Here is a 14,222-nt window from a genome sequence, read left to right on the forward strand (position 1 = left end):
GGCCCCGGGTTAGATCAGTTGCCCCGCCGCTTGCGCCGGCTGCGCCGGGCCGACTCGCCCCGGGCGCGCCCGTCCAGCGCGATCCACACCCGCACCTCGGTCCCGCCCAGCACCGACCGGCCCAGCCGGACGTCGCCGCCCGTGGACTCGGCGACCCGCCGCACGATGTCCAGGCCCAGGCCCGTCGAACCGTCGCGGCCCCCGTCGTTGCCCCGGCGCAGCGCCGCGTCCGGGTCGGAGATGCCGGGTCCCGCGTCCGAGACGAGCACGATCACCGCGTCCCCGGCGTCGTGGACGTCCACCGCGAAGGGGGTGCCCTCCGGGGTGTGCCGGAAGACGTTGCCCAGCATGGCGTCGAGCGCCGCCGCGAGCTCCGGCCGGGCCACGGGGATCCGTACCGTACGGCCCACCCCCGCGAGCCGCACCTCGCGGCCCTCGTCCTCCGCCAGCGCCGACCAGAAGGCCATCCGGTCCCGGATCACCTCCGAGGCGTCGCAGCCGGCGCCGCCGCCCGGGGCGGAAGCGGGCGCGCGCTGCTCGCGCGCCGTACGGATGATCGTGTCGACCTCGCGCTCCAGCTGCTCGACGGCGGCCCGCGTCTGTTCCGCCGCCGGGCCGTCGCCGAGCGAGGCCGCGTTGAGCCGCAGCACCGTCAGGGGCGTGCGCAGCCGGTGCGAGAGATCGGCGGCCAGCTCCCGCTCATTGGCGAGGAGTTCCATCACCTGGTCCGCCATCGAGTTGAACGCGACGGCGGCCGACCGGAGTTCCTTCGGCCCCTCCTCGGGGACCCGGGCCCCCAGCCGCCCCTCCCCCAGCCGGTGCGCGGCGTCCGCGAGGCGCTCCGCCGGCCGCACGAGGCGGGCGCCGAGCCGGTCCGCGACCGCCACCGAGCCCACGATCAGGGCGAGGCCGACGCCGGCGAGGACCACCCAGGCGGTGGCGACGCCGTTGCTGACCTCGCTCTCCGGGACGTAGATCTCCACGACCGCGATGTCCCCGGAGCCGAGCGCGATGGGCTGGAGCAGGGCGGAACCGCCGCCCGCCACCGGGGCCGTGGCCGCCTGTCCGATCCGCCGGGTCTCGGAGACGGCGCGCTCACCGGCCCAGCCGCCGCCGATGTCCACGCGCGGGCTGTCGCCCACGGCCGGGACGTGCACGGCCATCCGCCGGGCGGCGCCCATCTGCGAGGACTCCACGGCCTTGCGCAGCTGCACCGGGTCGGTGGTGATGGACAGGGTCGGCCCGATGGTGGCGGCCTGCCGTTCCGCGTTGGAGAAGGCCCGGTCGCTGGCCATCTCCTGGACGACCAGCCCGAGCGGTACGGCGAAGGCCACCACCACCATCGCGGTGACCGCCAGGCACACCTTGACCAGCGCCCACCTCACTGCGGCGGTTCCAGCTTGACTCCGACACCCCGCAGCGTGTGCAGGTAGCGCGGGCTGGCGGCGGTCTCGCCGAGCTTGCGGCGCAGCCACGACAGGTGGACGTCGATGGTCTGGTCGTCGCCGTACGACTGCTGCCAGACCTCGGCGAGCAGCTCCCGGCGGGCCACGACCACGCCCGGCCGCCCGGCCAGGAAGGCCAGCAGGTCGAACTCCCGCCGCGTGAGGTCCAGTACCGCCCCGTCCAGCTCCGCCTGGCGGCGCAGCGGATCGATGGCGAGGCCGCCCACGCGCAGGACGCGGGAGGGCGGTTCGGCCCCGGCGGCGGAGCGGGCCCGGCGCAGGACGGCGGCCATCCGGGCCGAGAGGTGTTCCACGGAGAAGGGCTTGGTCAGGTAGTCGTCGGCGCCGTCGTTGAGCAGCCGGACGATCTCCGCCTCGTCGTCGCGGGCGGTGGCGATGATGACGGGCACGTCGGTGATGCCGCGCAGCATCTTGAGCGCCTCGGCCCCGTCCAGATCGGGCAGTCCGAGGTCGAGGATGACCAGGTCGAAGCGGTGGTGCGCGACCTCGCGCAGTGCCTCCAGGGCGGTGCCGACGCTGCGCACGGTGTGCGAGGCCTCGGTCAGGTGCCGGATGAGGGCGGAACGTACGAACTGGTCGTCCTCGACCACGAGCACACTAGCCATGGCCCGCACCGTAGCCCATTCGGGGGATACCCAGGGGGGCCGGGCCAGGTCTGGGACGGGTGGGGCAGTATGTCCCCCGATGCGAAGAGGACTTGCACACGCGGGGGCGTGGACACTGGCGACCGGCGCGGCGGTGACGCTGTCGTGGTGGGGCGTGCACACGGTGATGTCCGGAACGGCCTACGATCCGCCGCTCGCGGTACCGCTGACCACACAGCCGCTCTCCTCCTCGACGCACAGCGCGCTGCCGCCGGCCTCGTCGCCCACGCCGTCCGCGTCCCCCTCGGCGACGCCGTCGCCCTCCGGGCCGGGGTCCGCCCCGCCTTCCCCGGCCAAGTCCTCCGCTCCGCCCGCGACGGCGCAGACCTACCGGCAGGGGGCCTCGAACCAGGACGTGAAGGCGTACAGCGTCTCGGGCGGCCGGGTCGTCTTCGGCCTCGGGTCCTCCTCGGCCGAGCTGGTCTCGGCGACCCCGGCGGCCGGCTGGCGGATGCAGGTGTGGAAGCAGGATTTCTGGATCCGCGTCACCTTCACCCGCGACGGGCGCGAGGTGTCGGTGTTCTGCACCTGGCACGACCACCCGCCGCTGGTGGAGACCGTCGACCCCTAGGACCCACCGTCAAAATGCCGTCTGCCCCGCGCCGCCCGGGCGCCCGCTAGCGGAAGACCGAGGGCGGCGGTTGCGGCGAGGCCACGGCCGAGGCGTCCGCGACCGGCGCGGCGCCGCCCGCGAAGTCCGCCAGGGCGCGGCCGTGCTCCACCCGGCCCGGGTGCGGATCGCTCGCGACCCGACGGGTGAACTCCGCCACGGGCAGCTCCCGGTCGGCGGCCACCAGGACCGCGTTCCCGAACCGCTTGCCGCGCCACACCACGGGGTCGGCCGCCATCGCCAGCTCCGGGAACCGGGTCGCGGCCGTCGCGATCTGACCCCGCAGGTGGGAGAGCGGCGGACCGTCCGCGAGGTTCGCCACGTACCAGCCGCCCGGCGCCAGGGCCCGGCGTACGTCGTCCAGGAACTCGGCGCTCGTCAGGTGCGCGGGGGTGCGGGCGCCGCTGAACACGTCCGCGATCACCAGGTCCGCCCAGCCGTCCGGGATCCGGGCCAGTCCCGCGCGGGCGTCGACCGCGCGGACGCGGACCCGCGCCTGCGGGTCCAGCGGCAGGTGTTCCCGTACGAAGGCCACGAGCCCGGCGTCGATCTCCACGATCTGCTGGGACGAGCGGGGCCGGGTGGCGGCGGTGTAGCGGGCGAGGGTGAAGGCGCCGCCGCCGAGGTGCGCCACGTTCAGGGGCCGGCGGGCCGGGCCGAAGAGGTCGATCAGGTGGCCGATCCGGCGCTGGTAGGAGAAGTCCAGGTACGCGGGGTCGTCCAGGTCCACGTGCGACTGCGGAGCTCCGTCGATCAGCAGGGTCCAGGCCCGCGACCGCTCCCGGTCGGGCTCCAGCGCGGCCTGGCCGCCGTCCACCTGCCCGGCAATCGCCTCGGAGGATTCGCGTCCGCGCCGCTTGTCTTTGCCCTTGCCTGCCACGTTCCCATTATGGCTGGTCAGACCCGCCGCGGGACTGCCCGGCGAACCTCCGGAGCGCTCGGCGGCGCTCAGCAGCGCTCAGCGGCAGTTGTCCGCGGCCTCGATCAGCCGGGCGGCCTCGCCGAGCGCCGCCCGCAGCACCTCGGGGTCGGTGACCGGCCCCACGGCCTCGGGGGGCAGCAGCCAGCCGGTTCCCTCCGAGGTGGGCGAGGTGTCGCCGAACCGCATGCCGCGCCCGTTGGTCTGCGTACAGGCGCTGCCCGGGAGGTCCCAGGCGTCGGCGGTGCCGGGCGGGACGAGGAAGCCGAGGGTGCTGCCGGAGCCGTCGTGCAGGACCGGGCCGACGCCGCCGGCCTGCGCGGCCCTGCCGATCTGTCCGGCGGCCCGGCGGATGATGTCGACGGCCTCCAGCCCCTGCCGGGTGGGCACGGTGACCAGATCCGGGGCCCCGGCGATCAGGGGCTCGGGCGCGGTGTCCGTTCCAGTGCTCTCCATGCCGCCCTCCACCAAGGGAACCCCTCCTCGATCCGCGTACGAGCATCGCGGGAGGGGGCCGGGAACCGAGAGGTTCCTCCCACTCCGCATGAGTTCAACGCACGGGGGCGTCAACAGGTGCGGTGGCAAGACGCTGCAAAGGATGGCAGTTCATGGCGGATCGCGGGTGAGATATCCGTTTTGTAGCCAAACAGCGAGTCAACGGGCCGCCACTGGCGGTACGTTCGTGGCCGCCGGGCACCCTCGCACCACCGTCACCGTCACGTTGGCAGTCAACGTCACACAGTCACCGGCAGCGCGTCCCTTGCCCCAGAGAGGCCACGTCCATGGCGGCGTCCCCCCACTCACCCAATTCCACCTTCCGGCGGCTGCGCGGTCAGCATTCCCCGGCCGAGTTCGCCGCACTGGTGCGCAGGGCGGCGAAGGAGATCGGCGAAACGGTTTCCTGCGACGCCCGTTACATCGGCCGGGTCGAGTCCGGCGAGATCCGCTGCCCCAACTACGCCTACGAGCGGGTCTTCCTCCACATGTTCCCCGGCCGGACCCTGGCCGATCTCGGATTCTCCTCCCGCGAGACGGTGCGCGGCCGGCTGGCCCAGCGCGAGCAGGTCTCGCCCTTCTCCCCGTTCACCCAACGTCCCAACCCCCTTTCCTCTTCGCGTTTCAAGGAGAGCGACGTGCTGCGTCGCGCGTTCATGGCAGGCGGCTCCGCGACCGTGGCGGCCGCGACCATCAGCCTCACCCTGCTCGGCGACACCCGTCGGCTCCCCTCCCGGGCCGGCGAGGCGGAGGCGGACGCCGTCGAGGACGCGGTGCGCCAGATCCGGCTGCTGGACGACCGGCACGGGGCGGACGCCCTGTACCGGCGGGCCTCGGAACCCCTGCGCACCGCCTACGCGTTGCTCGACGCGGGGGCCACCCGGCAGTCCACCGAGGACCGGCTGCACGCGGGCGCGGGCGAGCTGGCGATCTCGGTGGGCTGGCTCGCACACGATTCGGGCCGCTTCGACGACGCCCGCTCGCACTACGCGGAGGCCCTCGCCACCGCCCGGGTCTCGGGGAACGCCGGGCTGGAGGCGCACGCCTTCAGCAACATGGCCTTCCTGGCACGGGACTGCGGTCGGCCGCGCGAATCGGTACGGGCGGCCCAGGCGGGCCGCCGTGCCGCGCGCTCCCTCGGTTCCCCCCGGCTCCTCTCGCTCCTCGCGCTGCGGGAGGCCGGCGGCTGGGCCGGGCTGGCGGACCGCAAGGCCTGCGAGGAGGCCCTGACCCGGGCCCACACGGAGTTCTCGCGTGGGGCGGCGGGGGCCGACCCCGAGTGGATGTCCTTCTTCGGCGAGGCCGAGCTGGAGTCGCTGGAGTCCCGCTGCTGGGCGGCGCTCGGCGAGCACGCCCGCGCGGCCCGGCACGCGCGCCGGGCGGCGGACCTCCAGGATCCGCACTTCGCCCGCAACGTCGCCCTGTACACGGCGGAGCTCGCCGACAACCTGGCCCACGCGGGCGCCCCCGACGAGGCCTCCTGGGCGGGCGGCCGGGTGATGGACCTGCTGACCGAGGTCCAGTCGACCCGCATCCAGTCCATGCTGGCGGGGACGGCCCGGGCCCTGGTCCCCCACCAGCGCTCCCCGCGCGTGGGCACCTTCCTGACCCGCCACGCGTCGGCCTGAGCCGCGCCCGGCGCCCGGGCCGGGGCGGGGCCGGGACCGGGACCGGGCGGACAGCCGCCGTCGGCGGGCGGCGGCTACATGTCCAGGTGGCCCGTGTCGTTCCAGCGTTCCAGCGCCGGAGCCCCGTACGCCCAGCCCAGGACCGACAGCGAGGTCGGCTCCAGGCGGATGCGGGCGCCGAAGGAGGCTTCGAAGCCGAGCCAGCGCGCCGCCAGGGTGCGCAGGATGTGGCCGTGGGCGAAGACCAGGACGTCGCGCTCGGCCGAACGGGCCCAGGTGACGATCTCGTCCGCGCGGGCCGAGATGTCCGCCACGGACTCGCCGCCCGGGACCCCGTCGCGCCAGATCAGCCAGCCGGGCCGGACCGCCTGGATCTCGGCCGGGGTCATGCCCTCGTAGTCGCCGTAGTCCCATTCCATGAGCGCGTCCCACGGCTCCGCCTGGATGCCGAAGCCGGCCAGGTCGCAGCTCTCGCTCGCGCGCACCAGTGGGCTGGTGCGCACCTCCAGACCGCGCAGGCTCGCCCACGGATCGCGGGCGAGACGCTCGCCGAGCAGCTTCGCGCCCCGCCTGCCCTCCTCCAGCAGGGGCACGTCCGTGCGTCCGGTGTGCTTGCCGAGCTGGGACCACGCCGTCTGGCCGTGGCGGGCCAGGAGGATGCGGGGGGCCATGTGTGTTCTCCCGGTCGAGGGGGCGGAGGGGCAGCCGAACAGGCGGAAGCATTCGCACGCCTTTGCGGTGGTTCCGTCGTCCGACCATCATCCATCAGATGAACGGCGCGCAACCTCGGGCGCCTCACGCACGTCATACGCCGTATGACCAATCGGCGGCAACCCCCGCGCTGGTGGGCCGAGCTGCTGCTCCTCGGGCTCGTCTACGGCGCCTACTCCGGCGGCAGACTCCTCGCCCGGGGCGACGTCCGGCTCGCCGTGGACCACGGGCTCGCGATCCTGCACCTGGAGGAGCTCCTGCGGATCGACTTCGAGCGGCCCCTCAACCGGCTCTTCACCCACCACGGCGTCCTCGGGATACCCGCGGACTTCGTCTACGCCTCCCTGCACTACCTCGTCACCCCGGCCGTGCTGGTCTGGCTCTACCGGCGGCGCCCCCCGCAGTATCGATTCGCCCGTACCTGGCTGATGTTCTCCACCCTCCTCGGGCTCATCGGCTTCGCCCTGGTCCCCACCTGCCCGCCCCGGCTGCTCGAAGCCTCGTACGGGTTCACCGACACCATGGCCCGGTACAGCGCCTACGGCTGGTGGGGCGGCGAGGCCAGTGCCCCGCGCGGGCTGGGCGCCTTCACCAACCAGTTCGCCGCCATGCCCAGCCTGCACGTGGGGTGGGCCCTGTGGTGCGGGATCGTGCTGTGGCGGTACGGGCGCCACCCGCTGCTCCGGGCGCTGGGAGCCGCGTACCCGGCCGTCACCACCCTCGTGGTCATGGGCACGGCCAACCACTACTTCCTCGACGCGGTCGCCGGGGCCGCCGTGATGGGCGCGGGATTCCTCGCCGCCCGCGCTCTGGCCCGGGCCGGCAGGTGGTATCCGCACACCACCCGAACAGCCGATTCCCGCCGTAAGTCCACGATTGTCAGTGGCGGATGGGAGACTTCCGCGGGTGAGCTCCTACCCGCCCAGCGGTCAGCCGCCCAAGACCCCGCAGCAGACGACTCAGCGCCCGACGGCACTGTGGCAGCGGCTCGCTGACCTGCGCGGCCCCGCGGTCCCACCCCGCCCGCTCGACGCCCGCGCTCTGGCGGCCCTCGCCGCCAACCCCGGCTGCGGCAGACGCGCCCTGCTGGACGGCGCCGGCGTGGACAAGACGAGCCTGGCCTCGGCACTCGGTTCCCCGGCCGCCTTCGGGCAGTCGCAGTTCGCCATCGTGCGCGGGAACTCCTTCGAGGCCAAGGTCAAGGGCGACGGCGGCGCCGAGCTGCTGCGGCTGGTCCACGCGCACCTGGCCGCCGGGTCCGAACCGCCCGGGGCGGACTCCCTCGTGCCCGACCTCACCGCCGCCGGGCCCGAAGGCCGAGCGGCCCGTACCGCGCTCGCGCTGCGGGACGCCACCGCCGCCGGGGCGTGGACCCTGCTCGACCACCCCATGCTCGCCCTGGAAGTGGCCGGCTCCCCCGCCTATCTGGAGCCGGACGCCGTCGTCGTGCACCCCGACGGGCGCTGGACCGTCGTGGAGATCAAGTCGTTCCCGATGATCGACGGGGCCGCGGACGCCGCGAAGGTGGGCGCCGCCGCCCGCCAGGCCGCCGTCTACGTGCTGGCCCTGGAGCGGACCGCCGGGAAGCTGGCCGGCGCAGAGGTCGGGCACACCGTGCTGCTGGTCTGCCCCAAGGACTTCTCCAACCTGCCCACCGCCTCCCCCGTCGACGTCCGCCGCGAGCTCTCCGTGACCCGGCGCCAGCTGGAGCGCCTCACCCGGGTCGAGGAGCTCGCCGCGGCGCTGCCCGAGGGGCTCGACTTCGACCCGGCGCGCTCCGCCGAGGAGCTGACCGAGGCCGTCTCGGCGGTGTCGGCCTCCTACGCCCCCGAGTGCCTGGCCGCCTGCGAGCTGGCCTTCCACTGCCGGGACCGGGCGCGCGGGGCCGGCGAGGTGAGCGCGCTCGGCCGTTCCGTGCGGGGCGAGCTGGGCGCGCTGACCACCGTCGAAGCCGCCCTCGCGGCGGCCGTGGGCGACAGCGGGAGCGACGCCGGGACCGACCTCGAAGGGGGCCCGACCGCGGCCGCGCTGCGGTACGCCGCCCGGCTGCGCGCCGAAGCGCTGGAACACGCCCCCGCCCGCATCCGTCCGGAGGCCGCCGCATGTCCCTGCTGAACACCCTGGCCCGGCTGGAAGCCGTCCGGGCGGGCCGGGCCCAGGCCCTGGCGACCGTACGGCACCGGCATCTGGGCGAGCGCCCGCTGGTCCTCGTACTGCTGACGACGGCGGGCGAGGCCGGGGCGCCGCTCGGCGCGATGTTCGGCACCGATCCCGAGGAGCCGCGGATCCTGGTCATACCGCAGCCGCGCGACCGCGACCTGCGGTGGGAGTTCCTGGCCGAGCTGGCCGGGCACGTGGTCCCGTACCTGGAGGAGTACGCGGACGCCGTCGAGCTGATCGAGGGCCGCGAGACCGACCCCGAGACCGGGCTCAAGGTGACCTCCGAGCTGTGCCTGGACGCGCCGCAGCTGATCGTGCCGAGCCGCGCCGGCGTCGAGTACGTACGGCTCCTGGGCCGGTCCATGCGGTTCCGGCGGACCGCCGAGGAGGATCCCGAGAACCCCTATCCGGCGCCCGCCCTCGTACCGCTGCTGGGGCGCTGGTTCACGCACCTCGCCGAGCGCTCGCGGGTGCCCGGATCCTCGATGCTGCTGGCGGCGACGGACCTGCTGTCCCGGCACTGGGCGACCGGCCAGAGCAACCTGGAGGACCAGCACCTCCAGTCGCTGCTGGCCTGGATCGACCCGCCGCAGGGCAGGTCCGGAGCCGAGTGGGCGCTGCGGGCCGAGCTCGGCCGGGGCGCGGACGGCCAGTTGCTGGTGCCGCCGGCCGGTCCGGCCACCGACCCAGCCTTCGACAACAAGCTGCTGGCTCCGGCGATCTCGAAGTTCGACGCGGCGCGGGCGGCCGGTCCCCGGTACGGCGACGGGGTGCGGGCCGCCGGGCTGGCGGTGCGCCAGCTGGTCGTGGACCAGATGGAGAGCACCTGGCGGGCGACCTGGCAGGCCATCGGCCTGCTGCGCGAACTGCCCGCCGGGGAGCGGACCGTCGACCGCTGGACCGGCGACCGCTGGTCGTACACCGGCCACCGGGACCGGGTGCGGGCGGGCGAGGCCCCGCAGCCGCGCCGCGACGACGCGGTGACGGCGGCGCGCAAGCTCGCAACCCGGGAGAACGAGCAGGTCAGGCTCGACGCCCAGGAGGCGCTGGACGATCCGCTGGTGATGGCGGGCCGGCGCCTCGCCGGTGAGGCCTTCGCCGGCGAGGTCACCGAAGTCGTCATGGAGTGGACGGAGTCGAAGCGGCCGAGCCCGCGCCCGCTGGTGACGGTGGCCACGGAGGACCGGCCTCAGCTCGCGGACCCTGATGCGGCCGACGGCGGCAGCGGCGGCGCGAAGGTGTTCCGCTCGCTGGACGGGCGGCCGCAGAGCGCCCGGTTCGTCCGCTGGGAGGGGGACGGCCGCCTCGTGCTGCGCCTCCTCGACAAGATGGGCCGCGGCAAGGAGCCCGAGGCGGGCTCGGTGCCGGAGAAGGGCGACCGGGTGTGCTGGACGCTGTTCGAGCACGACTCGCGCGGCGGCCCGAAGCTTCCGGACGCCGAACAGACCCCGTGGACCCACGGCGGCCCGCCCGCGCACCTGAGCGCCGGCTCCGCCTCCGCGCCGCCCCTGCCGTTGCCCGATGCCGTGACCGACGAGGACCTGCTGTGAGTTTCGATCCGGGCACCTTCGATACAGCCGCCGTCGATCCGGCCGCCGTCGATCCGGCCGCCGTCGATCCGGCCGCCGTCGATCCGGCCGCCTTCGATCCGGGCCGTGCGGCCGACCGGGCCACCGACGCCATCCTGCGCGACACCCTGCACGGCACGGCGCGGGGCGTGGTCGTCGACTCCCCGCCCGGGGCGGGCAAGTCCACGCTGGTGGTGCGGGCGGCCCGGGAGCTGGCGGCGGCCGGGCGGCGGCTGATGGTGGTCGCGCAGACCAACGCGCAGGTGGACGACCTGGTGCTGCGGCTGCACAAGAAGGATCCGGAGCTGAAGGTCGGCCGCCTGCACAGCAGCGACGGCGAGGCCTACGACCCCGCGCTGCGCGAGCTGGACTCGGTGGTCCTGTCGGCGAAGCCGGCGGACCTGGCCGGACTGCCGGTCACCATCTCCACGGCGGCCAAGTGGGCCTGGGTCAAGGACGTGGAGCCCTGGGAGCACGCCATCGTGGACGAGGCGTACCAGATGCGCTCGGACGCGCTGCTGGCCGTGGCCGGGCTGTTCGACCGGGCGCTGTTCGTGGGCGACCCGGGGCAGCTGGACCCCTTCAGCGTGGTCGGCGCCGAGCAGTGGGCGGGCCTGTCCTACGACCCCTCCGCCTCGGCGGTCTCCACCCTCCTCGCCCACAACCCGACCCTGCCGCAGCACCGGCTGCCGGTGTCGTGGCGGCTGCCGGCTTCGGCCGCGCCGCTGGTCTCCCGCGCGTTCTACCCGTACACGCGGTTCCGCAGCGGTACGGCGCCGGGCGAGCGACGGCTGTCCTACGGGGTCGCGGGCGACGGCTCGGGCCCCGACCGGGTGCTGGACGAGGCCGCCGCATCGGGGTGGGGGCTGCTGGAGCTCCCGGCCCGGCACACCCCGCGGACCGACCCCGAGGCGGTGCGTGCGGTGGCCCTGGTGGTCCGCCGGGCGCTGGACCGGGGTGCGGTGACGGTGGACGAACAGCCCGGCGGCCCGGTCCCGCTGACGGCCGACCGGATCGCGGTGGGCACCGCCCACCGGGACCAGGCGGCGGCGGTCCGCGCGGCACTGGCCGCGCTGGGCGTCAGCGGGGTCACGGTGGACACGGCGAACCGGCTCCAGGGGCGCGAGTACGACCTCACGGTGGTCCTCCACCCCCTGTCGGGCCGCCCGGACGCCACCGCCTTCCACCTGGAGACGGGCCGGCTCTGCGTGCTCGCCTCGCGGCACCGGCACGCCTGCGTGGTGGTGGCGCGGGCGGGGATAGCGGAGCTGCTGGACGACCACCCGTCGACGGAACCGGTGCAGTTGGGCGTGACGGTGAAGTTCCCGGACGGCTGGGAGGCCAACCACTCGGTGCTGGCGCACCTTGCGGAGCACCGGGTGCGCTGGAAGCCCTAAGGCCTGTCGTACCGGACGGGGTGGCGGCGCCTGCGAAGGCTCCGGTCAGCGCGTGAGCAGCGTCCCGGCCAAGTGGTCGTACGCGGCGTGCGCGTGCAGCCGTACGCCCGTGACCAGCGCGTCGTCGTCGGCGTAGAAGGCCGGGTGGTGGTTGCCCGCCAGGCCCCGCCCGCCGGGCACCGGGGCCGGCTCGCCGGTGGCCGGGTCGAGGGCGGTGTCCTGGACGCCGAGCATCACGTACAGCCCGCCGAACCGGGTGATGAGCTCGGAGACGTCGTCGTAGCCGAGGGTGGCGCCGACCTCCACCACCCGGTCCGCGCCCGCGACCCGGCGCAGGGTGGGCAGCGCGGCCTCGACCCAGTCCGGGGCGTTGCGCACGGCGGGCACGTCCTGGAGCAGGTCCACGACCGCCTCCGCCCCGTACGCCAGGGCGGTGTGCTCGGCCAGCACGGTCAGCCGGCGCTTGACCTCGGGCATGTCCCGCTCCTCGGAGCAGCGGATCGTGCCCCACAGGGTGACCGTTTCGCCGATGACGTTGTACCGGCCGACGTCCTCGATGTGGCCGATGGAGACGGTGACCGGGGAGAACGCCGAGACCTGCCGGTAGAGCTGGCCGATCCCGGTGAGCAGCGCTCCGGCGGCGGGCATCGGGTCGATGCCGTGCCAGGGCGAAGAGGCGTGCGACGGGCGGCCGGTGACGGTGATGCGGACCAGGCAGGAGGCTCCGTACACCGGGCCGGAGCGGTAGCCGACCCAGCCCTTGGGGTGGGGGTGACGTGCATCCCGAAGGCCATGGTGGGGACGGGGTCGTCGAAGGCCCCCTCGGCCACCATCAGGCGCGCCCCGCCCTCCTCGCCGACCGGCGGACCCTCCTCGGCGGGCTGGAACACGAACAGGACGGTCCCGGGCAGCCGGTCCCGTACGGACGCCAGTGCGCGCGCGGCTCCGAGGAGCATCGCGGTGTGGCAGTCGTGGCCGCAGGCGTGCGAGGCCCCGCCCCGGGCGGCGAACGGCGCGCCGCAGCGGTCGGGGACGGGCAGCGCGTCCATGTCGGCCCGCAGCGCCGCCACCCGCTCCCCCGGCAGGCCGCCGCGCAGCACTCCGACGACCCCGTGCCCGGCGATGCCGGTCCGCACCTCGTCCAGCCCGAATCCGGTGAGCTCCAGCGCCACCAGCCGCGCGGTGGCGGCCTCGCGGTTCGGCAACTCGGGATTTCGGTGCAGGTGGCGGCGCCACTCGATCACCTGCTCGACGCCCGCGTCGCAGAGCCGGTCCAGTTCCCCGTGCACACCATCGGCCATACGGATGTTCTAGCCGATCCACGGGCACCCTCGGGCGCCCTTGCGCGAGGTTGGACAATGGACGGTGGCCCTGAATCCTTCCGGTCCGGACGGTTCCGGGCCGGAAGCCTTTCTCACGCGCAGCAGGAGGACACGCATGGCAGAGCCCGAGCGGCAGCAGGCCGAGCGGAGGCTGCGACCCGCGCAGCTGCTCTTCGAGCCGTCGCAGACCGTCGCGGACCCGGAGCACTTCTTCGACCTGGAATCGATCGAGGATCCTCGCGAGCTGCTGGCTCGGGCGACGGAGCTGACGCTGGCCTTCCGTGCGGCGCAGGAACGGGCGGTGGAGTTCCAGGCGGTGGCAGCGGCCCAGCTGGCGGATCCGAGGCGCTTCGACCGGGTGCCCGCGGCGGCGATCGCGGAGCAGGCGGAGTGGACCGAGGACTACGCCCGCAAGATGATCGAATTCGGCGAATCGCTGCTGCGCGGCACCGCCACCGAGCTCCCGTAGGGCATGTCCGCCCATACGGGGGCATGCACAACGACATACACAGCGGCATATGCGGGGCGCAACATACCGCAGCCGGGGGCGGGCTGTCCCGAATTCTGGTAACTCCCGGGAATCGGCCCGCTACGCCGGGTACACCTGGCATATGACGACCCTGGCCGAATGTCCCGCACTCCACACCCGCGACGCGCGGACCGCCGCACCCGCGACGCACGTCACCCCGGCCGGCGCCGCCTGGCTGGCCTCCGCCTCCGTACGCCCCCGCGCCACCCTGGCCGCCTGGCAGGCCCGGCCCACCGCACCCGCCGCGCTGCCCTGCGGGACCGCCTTCGACGTCGTCAACGTCACACCCGTCCTCGGGCGCCGCATGCTCGACCTGCTGTGGGCCGAAGGCCCCGGCTCCGGGCCCGCCGCCGTGCACCGCGGGCGGATGCTGCTCTTCGCCGCGCCCGGCACCGCCCACCGACTCCCGGCCCTCCTCGCCTGGGAGGAATGGGGCGCTCCGGTCGCGGCCCCGCTCTGCCACGGCCGCGGCGACGCCGTCACGGTGCCCGCGCTGGCCGCCGTACCCGGGCCGTCGCGGTGGCTCGTGGCCCCCGACACCCGGCTGCCCTGGCTGCCCGGACCCGAGGCGCTGCTGTGGGCGTTCGTCCGGGCCGCCCGAGCTGCGGATATCGATTTTTCCGATCGCCGGTCGGGGTGCTAATGTCTTCCTCGTCACCAAGCGCCGCTAGCTCAGTTGGTTAGAGCAGCTGACTCTTAATCAGCGGGTCCGGGGTTCGAGTCCCTGGCGGCGCACAGACGGAGAAGGGCCCCCACGCGAGTGGGGGCCCTTT

Annotated in this window: 13 protein-coding genes, 1 tRNA gene and 2 pseudogenes; 9 read left to right on the plus strand and 7 right to left on the minus strand. The window is 74.7% G+C overall.

Annotation, left to right across the window (positions count from 1 at the left end; translation table 11 throughout):
- Nucleotides 1-14: 14 nt before the first annotated feature.
- Together AC3IYJ_RS14350 and AC3IYJ_RS14355 are read right to left on the minus strand one after the other, a co-directional pair.
- Entirely contained in the window at nt 15-1,385 is a 1,371-nt protein-coding gene (locus AC3IYJ_RS14350; protein ID WP_489401684.1) for a sensor histidine kinase, read from the minus strand.
- Complete coding sequence (locus AC3IYJ_RS14355) at nt 1,382-2,071, minus strand: response regulator transcription factor (protein ID WP_214951446.1); 690 nt, start codon at nt 2,069-2,071, stop codon at nt 1,382-1,384. The genes AC3IYJ_RS14350 and AC3IYJ_RS14355 overlap by 4 nt, the downstream gene beginning before the upstream one ends.
- 79 nt (nt 2,072-2,150) lie before the next feature.
- Between AC3IYJ_RS14355 and AC3IYJ_RS14360 the strand changes: the two genes are divergently transcribed.
- Nucleotides 2,151-2,681, plus strand: a complete 531-nt coding sequence (locus tag AC3IYJ_RS14360) for a hypothetical protein (RefSeq protein ID WP_489401685.1) — start codon at nt 2,151-2,153, stop codon at nt 2,679-2,681.
- 46 nt (nt 2,682-2,727) lie between these two features.
- Here AC3IYJ_RS14360 and AC3IYJ_RS14365 read toward each other — a convergent pair whose 3' ends face one another.
- Nucleotides 2,728-3,600 (minus strand): spermidine synthase, encoded by an 873-nt coding sequence (locus AC3IYJ_RS14365; protein WP_489401686.1) that lies wholly within the window; start codon nt 3,598-3,600, stop codon nt 2,728-2,730.
- 78 nt (nt 3,601-3,678) lie between these two features.
- Entirely contained in the window at nt 3,679-4,095 is a 417-nt protein-coding gene (locus AC3IYJ_RS14370; protein WP_489401687.1) for a hypothetical protein, read from the minus strand.
- A gap of 326 nt (nt 4,096-4,421) precedes the next feature.
- Between AC3IYJ_RS14370 and AC3IYJ_RS14375 the strand changes: the two genes are divergently transcribed.
- On the plus strand, nt 4,422-5,762 hold the full coding sequence (locus AC3IYJ_RS14375; RefSeq protein WP_489401688.1) for an NsdA family TPR-like regulatory protein: 1,341 nt from the start codon (nt 4,422-4,424) through the stop codon (nt 5,760-5,762).
- A gap of 74 nt (nt 5,763-5,836) precedes the next feature.
- Here the strand turns inward: AC3IYJ_RS14375 and AC3IYJ_RS14380 are convergent, their stop codons facing one another.
- Nucleotides 5,837-6,433, minus strand: coding sequence for a histidine phosphatase family protein (locus AC3IYJ_RS14380; RefSeq protein WP_489401689.1), 597 nt, complete (start codon nt 6,431-6,433; stop codon nt 5,837-5,839).
- 144 nt (nt 6,434-6,577) lie between these two features.
- Here AC3IYJ_RS14380 and AC3IYJ_RS14385 point away from each other — a divergent pair, with 144 nt between their 5' ends.
- From AC3IYJ_RS14385 to AC3IYJ_RS14400, 4 genes are all read left to right on the plus strand, one after another.
- Nucleotides 6,578-7,468, plus strand: a complete 891-nt coding sequence (locus AC3IYJ_RS14385; protein WP_489401690.1) for a phosphatase PAP2 family protein — start codon at nt 6,578-6,580, stop codon at nt 7,466-7,468.
- Nucleotides 7,380-8,588 (plus strand): hypothetical protein, encoded by a 1,209-nt coding sequence (locus tag AC3IYJ_RS14390; protein ID WP_489401691.1) that lies wholly within the window; start codon nt 7,380-7,382, stop codon nt 8,586-8,588. The genes AC3IYJ_RS14385 and AC3IYJ_RS14390 overlap by 89 nt, the downstream gene beginning before the upstream one ends.
- The gene (locus AC3IYJ_RS14395) at nt 8,576-10,183 is read left to right on the plus strand and encodes a hypothetical protein (protein ID WP_489401692.1); all 1,608 of its coding nucleotides are present in this window, start codon (nt 8,576-8,578) and stop codon (nt 10,181-10,183) included. The genes AC3IYJ_RS14390 and AC3IYJ_RS14395 overlap by 13 nt, the downstream gene beginning before the upstream one ends.
- Nucleotides 10,184-10,314: 131 nt before the next feature.
- On the plus strand, nt 10,315-11,598 hold the full coding sequence (locus AC3IYJ_RS14400) for an AAA domain-containing protein (RefSeq protein WP_489402810.1): 1,284 nt from the start codon (nt 10,315-10,317) through the stop codon (nt 11,596-11,598).
- Nucleotides 11,599-11,643: 45 nt separating this feature from the next.
- On the opposite strand, the gene AC3IYJ_RS14405 is transcribed toward AC3IYJ_RS14400, so the two are convergent.
- Nucleotides 11,644-12,330 carry a peptidase dimerization domain-containing protein gene (locus AC3IYJ_RS14405; protein ID WP_489401693.1) on the minus strand — a complete coding sequence of 229 codons (687 nt, stop codon included), beginning with the start codon at nt 12,328-12,330 and terminating at the stop codon, nt 11,644-11,646.
- A gap of 83 nt (nt 12,331-12,413) precedes the next feature.
- Nucleotides 12,414-12,899, minus strand: a pseudogene (locus AC3IYJ_RS14410) (M20/M25/M40 family metallo-hydrolase); the annotation flags it as partial.
- Between the two features lie 136 nt (nt 12,900-13,035).
- On the opposite strand from AC3IYJ_RS14410, the gene AC3IYJ_RS14415 reads away from it, so the two are divergent.
- From AC3IYJ_RS14415 to AC3IYJ_RS14425, 3 genes and pseudogenes are all read left to right on the plus strand, one after another.
- Entirely contained in the window at nt 13,036-13,389 is a 354-nt protein-coding gene (locus AC3IYJ_RS14415) for a hypothetical protein (protein WP_489401694.1), read from the plus strand.
- Nucleotides 13,390-13,531: 142 nt separating this feature from the next.
- A pseudogene (locus AC3IYJ_RS14420) lies at nt 13,532-14,120 on the plus strand (bifunctional DNA primase/polymerase).
- Nucleotides 14,111-14,184, plus strand: a tRNA-Lys gene (locus AC3IYJ_RS14425). Before AC3IYJ_RS14420 ends, AC3IYJ_RS14425 begins: the two are co-directional and overlap by 10 nt.
- Nucleotides 14,185-14,222 lie beyond the last annotated feature (38 nt).

The organism is Streptomyces sp. GL_140 (assembly GCF_057834465.1).

What these genes read in the sequence shown, in the direction of transcription:
- AC3IYJ_RS14355 (WP_214951446.1), bottom strand. Translation starts at nt 2,071, where the DNA reads ATGGCTAGTGTGCTCGTGGTCGAGGACGACCAGTTCGTACGTTCCGCC.
- AC3IYJ_RS14360 (WP_489401685.1), top strand. Translation starts at nt 2,151, where the DNA reads ATGCGAAGAGGACTTGCACACGCGGGGGCGTGGACACTGGCGACCGGC.
- AC3IYJ_RS14370 (WP_489401687.1), bottom strand. Translation starts at nt 4,095, where the DNA reads ATGGAGAGCACTGGAACGGACACCGCGCCCGAGCCCCTGATCGCCGGG.
- AC3IYJ_RS14375 (WP_489401688.1), top strand. Translation starts at nt 4,422, where the DNA reads ATGGCGGCGTCCCCCCACTCACCCAATTCCACCTTCCGGCGGCTGCGC.
- AC3IYJ_RS14380 (WP_489401689.1), bottom strand. Translation starts at nt 6,433, where the DNA reads ATGGCCCCCCGCATCCTCCTGGCCCGCCACGGCCAGACGGCGTGGTCC.
- AC3IYJ_RS14385 (WP_489401690.1), top strand. Translation starts at nt 6,578, where the DNA reads ATGACCAATCGGCGGCAACCCCCGCGCTGGTGGGCCGAGCTGCTGCTC.
- AC3IYJ_RS14395 (WP_489401692.1), top strand. Translation starts at nt 8,576, where the DNA reads ATGTCCCTGCTGAACACCCTGGCCCGGCTGGAAGCCGTCCGGGCGGGC.
- AC3IYJ_RS14415 (WP_489401694.1), top strand. Translation starts at nt 13,036, where the DNA reads ATGGCAGAGCCCGAGCGGCAGCAGGCCGAGCGGAGGCTGCGACCCGCG.